At 45.6% G+C, this 7,537-nt stretch carries 5 protein-coding genes, 2 tRNA genes, 1 pseudogene and 1 other annotated feature; of the genes and pseudogenes, 2 read left to right on the forward strand and 6 right to left on the reverse strand.

Annotated elements, in window-relative coordinates:
* The 6 genes from Q0502_RS04160 to Q0502_RS04185 all read right to left on the reverse strand — a co-directional run.
* On the reverse strand, positions 1–602 hold a 602-nt coding region (locus tag Q0502_RS04160; protein ID WP_298647501.1), incomplete at its 3' end, for a hypothetical protein.
* A gap of 3 nt (positions 603–605) precedes the next feature.
* A complete protein-coding gene (locus Q0502_RS04165; RefSeq protein ID WP_298647503.1) occupies positions 606–3,179 on the reverse strand; it encodes an AAA family ATPase in 2,574 nt (857 codons plus the stop codon).
* Positions 3,176–4,294: a DNA cytosine methyltransferase gene (locus Q0502_RS04170; protein ID WP_298647506.1), complete on the reverse strand. Its 1,119-nt coding sequence runs from the start codon at positions 4,292–4,294 to the stop codon at positions 3,176–3,178. The genes Q0502_RS04165 and Q0502_RS04170 overlap by 4 nt, the downstream gene beginning before the upstream one ends.
* A complete protein-coding gene (locus Q0502_RS04175) occupies positions 4,294–4,530 on the reverse strand; it encodes a hypothetical protein (protein WP_298647512.1) in 237 nt (78 codons plus the stop codon). Before Q0502_RS04175 ends, Q0502_RS04170 begins: the two co-directional genes overlap by 1 nt.
* A 358-nt stretch (positions 4,531–4,888) precedes the next feature.
* Positions 4,889–4,979 (reverse strand) — tRNA-Ser (locus Q0502_RS04180).
* 45 nt (positions 4,980–5,024) lie between these two features.
* Positions 5,025–5,113 (reverse strand) — tRNA-Ser (locus tag Q0502_RS04185).
* A 161-nt stretch (positions 5,114–5,274) separates the two neighbouring features.
* Positions 5,275–5,515, forward strand: a binding site (T-box leader).
* A gap of 90 nt (positions 5,516–5,605) precedes the next feature.
* Between Q0502_RS04185 and leuA the strand changes: the two genes are divergently transcribed.
* Entirely contained in the window at positions 5,606–7,294 is a 1,689-nt protein-coding gene (gene leuA, locus Q0502_RS04190; protein ID WP_298647509.1) for a 2-isopropylmalate synthase, read from the forward strand.
* A gap of 146 nt (positions 7,295–7,440) precedes the next feature.
* Positions 7,441–7,537: pseudogene (locus Q0502_RS18940) on the forward strand (IS3 family transposase); the annotation flags it as partial.

Here is a 7,537-nt window from a genome sequence, read left to right on the forward strand (position 1 = left end):
CACTGACCGAGAAGGCCATGCAAAGGGCTGCGGATATGGCGTCGGTCATGGGCATTGATATGTCCTCCGCCATAATCTTTGAAATCGATGCGGCCCTTTACAAACGAGCCGTTCTCTGTCACATCCTCATACTGATAGAACCGTTGTCTGTTTATCGCCGCTTGAACATAATGGACATATATGGTGATAAAAAGCTCCAATAGGTTTTCAGCGCCGGAAAGTTCTCCGCGCATAGTCACGAATGGGAAATTCAGTCTATCGCAGTAGCCAAGCCAAATTACAAGGTTATTGATGAGGTCATCCACCCGCAGATCTTCGGTATCAGTATCGTCCTCATCAGCCTTAAATACTTTTGGAAAAATGTTTAATTGCTCACCCTTAAAGATTATTGTACCTATATAGTTCTGCAGCTTTATGCCGTCACGGACATCGAAATCGATAAACTGCTGGCGGCTCGTAACCTGTCCATCGGCATAGAAAATAGAACGCTGCTCCCAGTTGTCTTGAAGAAACTTCTCTAACTGATCGAGAGCGCCGTCGTCCTGCCACGAGACAGGAAGTTTTGAGGTTCGTATTTTTCTATGCTCGTAGCTGTTTATCATGGGTTATCCCTTCTTCGTGATTCGTATCCTTCCGCGGTATGTACTGTCGATTACATAATCCGTATCGGCAAGGCAGTCAAGGACCTTTTTTACCTTTGCTTCATCATCGTAAAAATACTCATATAGAAGCGGAATGATATTGTTATTCATTATGTTGCCGAGGGCGTCTATCGTTTTCCCGATGAAATAAGCATGACCAATAAGCAAATCGGTGCTTCTCAGTTCTTTTCTAATGTACGTATTAAGGGCAAGCAATACATTGCGCAGCGTAGCATCATCCACCAAGGTTTCATTCGGGGCCATTTCCACGAAAACAAATCTTCTCCGAAGCGCGGTATCAATAAGGGAAATGGATTTATCGGCAGAGTTCATCGTGCCAATCACATACAGATTGTTTGGCACAGCAAACCGCTCTCCCAAGGGAAGCGTTACGGATAACTGATTCAGTTCACCATAGCGTTTATCATCCTCTATGAGAGTGATAAGCTCCCCAAAAATCTTAGAAATGTTCCCACGGTTTATCTCATCTATTATGATGACATAGTTATTTTCAGGGTCTCGCATGGCAACGTCTGAGATGGTTTTGAACACACCATCGACCTTTTTGAAGCTGATCGTGCCAGCCTTCGCATCAGGCCGTATGCCCTGGACAAATTCCTCATATCCATAACTTTGATGGAAAGTGGTGAATACAATACGCCCAGCAGAAACGCACTCGGAATATTTTTGCATAAGTTCTTGGCGTTGATCTCTTGTCCGCTGCACCAAATCCACTGGACGATTCTCTACAATTGCCATCGCGTATTCGATTGATGAGTACGTTTTGCCAGTCCCGGGGGCCCCGTAAATGATTTGATTGAGGGGATGAAGGGGGTTCACAAGGGGAGTTCTTATGGCGTTTGCTTTTTCCTCTTCGCCCACTTCAATCGCCTCCTCATCTGATATTTCATAATAATATTTGTGATACAGGTATAAAAGATTGTCGTCGTCCGAAATCAACACACATGAAGTACGGAGGCCCTCAGATTTGTTTGGAAGCCTGTCATCTCCCGTAAAGCAAGAGTGCCAGGTAATCGGCTTTCTATTCGGAAACTCCTGGTCTTTTACAAAGAAATACGCGCCGACAGCATCACCCAAAGCAAGAAGGCTCTCGCCGTCCATCGCTACAAAAATTGTGTTTTCGTTGGTGCGGAAGTATGTGGCAAGCTCACCCGCTTTGCGCGAGGCTGTTCTGTTATCGGATGGGTAGTATGTCTCAGTCAGCTTTTCATAAATTGCTTTTCGGTTGACGTCGCCGCCCTGGAGATAGGAATCCAAAGAACCAATATCGGGCCAACCTATGGCCGCGATTCCATCCTGGTGCCACTCATTAAAGTGATTGGTGGTTCCATCTGATGTGCCAAGCCGACAGAATTGCTTTATATCGCCGAACCTATCGTAGGAAGCAGCAGAGAAAAAGGCAGCAGACATTTTCGCATATCGTGCAATAATCGAAAGTTGCCCACTTCGACCGTAGTATTTGGTGCTTGGGTATATTCCATAGGCGAGTAGAAGGTGTCGCTGCCATTCGGAAGAATGCCAGGTTGCGAACTTTGATGGGAACACCATCTGGAAGTACTTATGAACCCAAGCAAACCCAGCGTACTTGCCGATTGCTGTATTCAGCTTCTCATCTAACTCTTCATAGGCTTCTGGCGTATTAAGGTCGCCGCAGGCGGCAATTACTTCTGCACCCTTTATAAGCATATCTCGGATGCCACGCCCGGTCACGAGCGCATCGGCATCGGACAGCTCTTCAGGCTTTGACGGACTACCAGATACCCATACATTGTCCTCTTTACGTTGATATAGGCCAAACTTAAAAGAGGACCCACCGGAAATGCTACCAAAATACTTCTTAATCTGCGTGTTGAATTCAAGCCAATAACAGAGACAGTCATTCGTACTCTCTGATGTATAGAACAATGATGTGAGCAATTCGGCATCGGGTATGCGAGACAACGCCTCTGGAGAGAATTTCGCATTGAAATCACTGTATAGGCCTTGAATGGTATCTTCTGACGCCTCAAGTTTATAACCCGTTGCAAAAACATACTCATAAATTGCTGCTGCTGCTTTTTGATACTCATTGAGTTCGACGCCTTGAGCGCTTGTTGCAGGGTCGTATAATTTTTCCCTTTCAACAACGATTTCTTCCTGTTCGGCTGCCATCTTTTTAATTGTTCCGTACTCATGGGTGTCATTATCTACGATGGCAATGTTCTTTTTACCATCAACGTTCAACCATTCAACGTACGGCAAATTTGCAAGGATAGTTTCAGGTTGGTTTCGGCTTGAGCCTGACCCTGATAAAAAGCTCTCCACGTGAACAGCAGGCCTTTTCATCATCTCGCTCCATATATTTTGGAGTTCCTGCAAAGGACGAGATTTTCGTTTTCCCTGAACGGATAAAACGATACGTCCGTTCTCCTCGTCTATTTCTTCGATGAAAAAGGGCGCGGCTTGCCCTGATATACTATGGAGTTCTTTCCCTTTTAGGTTTGTGAGGTCAGCAAGTACCTCGGTAAAATCTTTCATTGCAATCCCTCCATGTACTTACGTATCGTAAGCGCAATTCCACTGGCAAGAATAAAAGGAACACCATTACCAATAGTTTTGAACTTATTTGTTAATGTCATTTTAGCGGGTAGTTCAAATTCTTTTGGCAACGTTTGTAACGACATAGCTTCAGCAGCGGAAAGACGTCTTTCTTTGTACGGATGCAAATGAACTTCGTTATTACCATACGCAACTGTCGGTGAATAGCGCCAGCGATGCAGCCGCTTATACGATTTTTTGCTGACATCACCCTCATCTACAGACACCATGCGTTGCAGACCAGCACGCGGTTGAAAATAGTCGTTTGCATTTGGATGATGACAGACGTCATTTTTTTCAAACCAGTATTCAACAGTCAATTCTTCCGGGATTCCATCGGGACAAGGTGTAGCCTCATCAGGCGTAAACTTGGACGTATCAGGCCACGGTAAGGATTTAACATCATCTAAAGTATACTTTTGATTGGCTTCCCAAGGGAAGGACAATATCTCTTTGCCCTTATGATGCCGGGCCGCCAAAAGCTTCGTTTGTATGCCAAACATCAGAATGCGATCCCTATCCTGAGGGGCCCCGTATTCGAGTGCATTTGTCAGACGTTCAGTTGTGCAATAACCAGCTCGATGCAATTGCTTTTTTAATTCCTCAAAAAACTCACGATGGCGAGCCGTTCGCCATAACCCCTTGACGTTTTCAAAAAGGAAAAAGTCTGGTTTCATGGCAATTATCAGTTTTATGTATGACAAGGACAGTTTGCCATTATCCCCATTCTTGCCTTTGTTTTTTCCAGCTATTGAGAAATCGGGGCAAGGCGGTCCGCCAATGAACCCTACCAAGCTCCCGTCACTTCTAGCATCGGACATAAATCCACTAAGTTCTTCGCACCTATTGCTCAAAAATTCATTTATATCTATATTAAAATATCCATATTGAGGCTTTCGAAGACCCATCTTCTCTCTGGAATAACGGTATGCTTCCATGAAGGCTGGTTGAAATTCATTTACGAGTTCGATATCGAATCCGTTCTTTTCAAACCCTAAATCCAGAAATCCGCTGCCAGAAAAAAATGAGAATATTTTAAGTTTACGCTTATCCATTAAAGGTTCTCTCCATCCGCTTTAGTTGTTTTTAAGTACTTACCACTTTTAATGCGAGCATCGCTCGGCTTTTCCATGTCACTGGGAATCGCCCATACACGACTGAATTTCCTTGCACCTTCGATTCTACCGGAAGCGCAAAGGACCTGAACTCTTCGCTCGGTAATTCCCCACTTTTTTGCGGCATCTTGGATTGTCATGTACTCGCTTTGCATTGTCATTTCGACACCTTCCATCAAATATGCTGCATTAATTATATGCCGTTAAACGAACAAAGTCAAGTGATCTGGTGTAAATACAAGAGGGTTTCTAAGGGTAATAATCACTTTATTCCCGTTTGTCGAGTGAACACAGTGTTCAAATCCGATTTCTTCCCGTTTGTTGGGTGAACACCCCTCAAGTACCCGTTTGTTGAGTGCAAGGCATAATCAGCCGTTACACTCCGCAAACGGGTATTTTCATTCGCACTCGACAAACGGTAGAAAACAAAAAAGCTGTCAAAAAGCCTTGTTATCAAGACCTTTTGACGGCGAGCGTGTGCAAAATAAAAACGCTAATGTTGACACTCTTCGTATCAAAATTAGCGTTCTTATATGGCGGAGAAGGAGGGATTTGAACCCTCGCGTGCTTTAACACACCTACGCCCTTAGCAGGGGCGCCTCTTCGGCCACTTGAGTACTTCTCCATGAGGCAGAATAAAAGAAAGGATTAATTTAGGAAACAAATTGTGTGGCGGAGAGGATGGGATTCGAACCCATGGCTCATTGCTGAGTCACCAGTTTTCAAGACTGGCTCCTTAAACCGCTCGGACACCTCTCCAAAGCGATACAAGTCACACATGCAATGGCTATTATACCAGAAGGGTCAAAAAGAGTCAAGGGAAAATCGTGCAAGAAACTTTTTTCCCAAGCGTTCCTGTTTCAAAATAGCACTTGACAAAGTGTATACAATCGCGTTAGAATAAGGACAATTCATTACTTCAAAAGACGATGAAGGGAAAAAAGATCAGGTTGGTTTCATCTCAGAGAGCCGGCAGGTGCTGTGAACCGGCATGAACAAACTGATGAATAACTGTTCCCAGAGTTGATGGTCTGAACCGTTTTGCAGTAGGATCATCCGGTAGGCACCGTTATATGCCCAGACCTTGCTTGAGGTCGCTGAGGACTGCATGGGCAACCAGCAGTTAAAAACCAGGGTGGTATCGCGTTCTTCGCCCCTGGCCAATGATTTGGCCAGGGGCGTTTTTTATGCGTTCCACACATTGTTCTATTTGAAGTTCACTTTACCAATTGTTATAGGAGGAATACAGCAATGAACGGTTTCGACAAATACATACCCTTTGTTCCCCAGCCCATCCAGAACCGCACCTGGCCCGACAACACGATCAAAGAAGCACCCATCTGGTGTTCTGTTGATCTACGCGATGGCAATCAGGCTCTGATCGATCCAATGAATGTAGAAGAAAAACTGCTTCTCTTCCACACCCTGGTGGACATTGGAATTAAGGAAATTGAGGTTGGATTCCCCTCCGCTTCCGAAACTGAATTCCACTTTCTCCGCACTTTAATTGAAGACAATCATATTCCAGATGACGTCACCATCCAGGTTCTGGTGCAGGCACGTCCCCATCTGATTCGACGCACCTTCGAGGCAATTGAGGGTTGTAAGCATGTGATCTTCCACTTCTACAACTCTACTTCTACCCTTCAGCGCAAGGTGGTTTTCCACACCGATGTGGCGGGTGTCCAAAAAATTGCTACTGACGCCGCCAAAATGATCTATGAAATGAGCCAGCCTATGATTCAGGCTGGGGCTGATATCCGCTACGAATACTCCCCCGAGTCCTTTATGGGTACCGAAATGGATGCCGCAGATAAAATCTGTGATGCAGTGATGACTGCGCTCCATGCAGACGCAGATCACAGAGTCATTCTGAACCTTCCCACCACCGTAGAGAACTGTATGCCCAATCAGTTTGCAGACGAACTGGAATACTTTATCCGTAACCTTCCTGGCCGTGATCGGGCCATTATCTCCCTCCACCCCCACAATGACCGCGGCACTGGTGTGGCAACCACTGAGCTTGGTCTACTGGCCGGCGCAGACCGGGTAGAGGCTACTCTATTCGGCAACGGTGAACGAACCGGTAACGTAGATATGGTTACAGTAGCCATGAACATGTTTACCCAGGGAATTGATCCGGAACTGGACTTCTCCAAAATCAACAAGATTCGCGACGTATATGAAAGAGTCACCAAAATGCATATTGGCGAGCGCCAGCCTTATGTGGGAGAACTGGTATTCACCGCCTTTTCTGGCAGTCATCAGGATGCCATCAATAAGGGTGTGCAATACATGAAGGAATCCGAAACAGGAAAATGGGAGGTTCCCTATCTTCCTATTGACCCAGCCGATGTAGGACGGGACTACGAGCCCATTATTCGAATCAACAGCCAATCCGGCAAAGGTGGTACCGCCTTCATCATGGCACAGAATTTCGGCTTCGAACTTCCAAAAGCTATGCATCCTGAATTCGGCACCATTGTCCAGGAAGAAAGCGAACGCATCGGTCACGAATTGCAGCCGGCACATATCCTGGACCTGTTTAAACGCGAGTATCTCCAGATCCACGGTCCCTACCGGCTTACAAAGCGCAATTTCCAGGAACAGCATCAGGATGAAGACTCTCAGGTCACCTTCTCCGGTACATTGGAATGCAATGGCACAACCTTTACCGTTTCCGGCGAAGGCAACGGTCCCATCGACGCCTTCTTCAATGCCATTCACGGTCAGGAAATGGATCGCTACACCTTTGTTGACTACAAAGAACACGCCATCAATACCGGATCTGACTCCCAGGCAGTCGCTTATATCCACCTGCGTACGCCGGACAACACCGATGTATTTGGTGTCGGTATGGATCATAATATTTCTATGGCCTCCATTAAGGGTGTGCTTTCCGCCATTAACCGCGCCAAATTACTGGAACAGAGGCAATAAGCTTACCCCCTCAGGCAGTTATAGATAAGCAACTACACCCCAATTGTTAGTCAGTATGAACACTGAATAACGATTGGGGTGTTTATGATGTATTTGTAGAGTTCTGTTTCACCAAAGAAATAGTGAGTTTCTAGGGTGTCCTAAAGCGTGAACGTTATTATGGGAAACGATTCACCAGCAAACAGGAATTGGTAAATGTGATTCAAAACTATATCACGTATTACAATGACCGGCGAGTTCAAC

Source organism: uncultured Proteiniphilum sp. (genome assembly GCF_937873925.1).
In the GTDB taxonomy this organism is placed as follows: domain Bacteria; phylum Bacteroidota; class Bacteroidia; order Bacteroidales; family Dysgonomonadaceae; genus Proteiniphilum.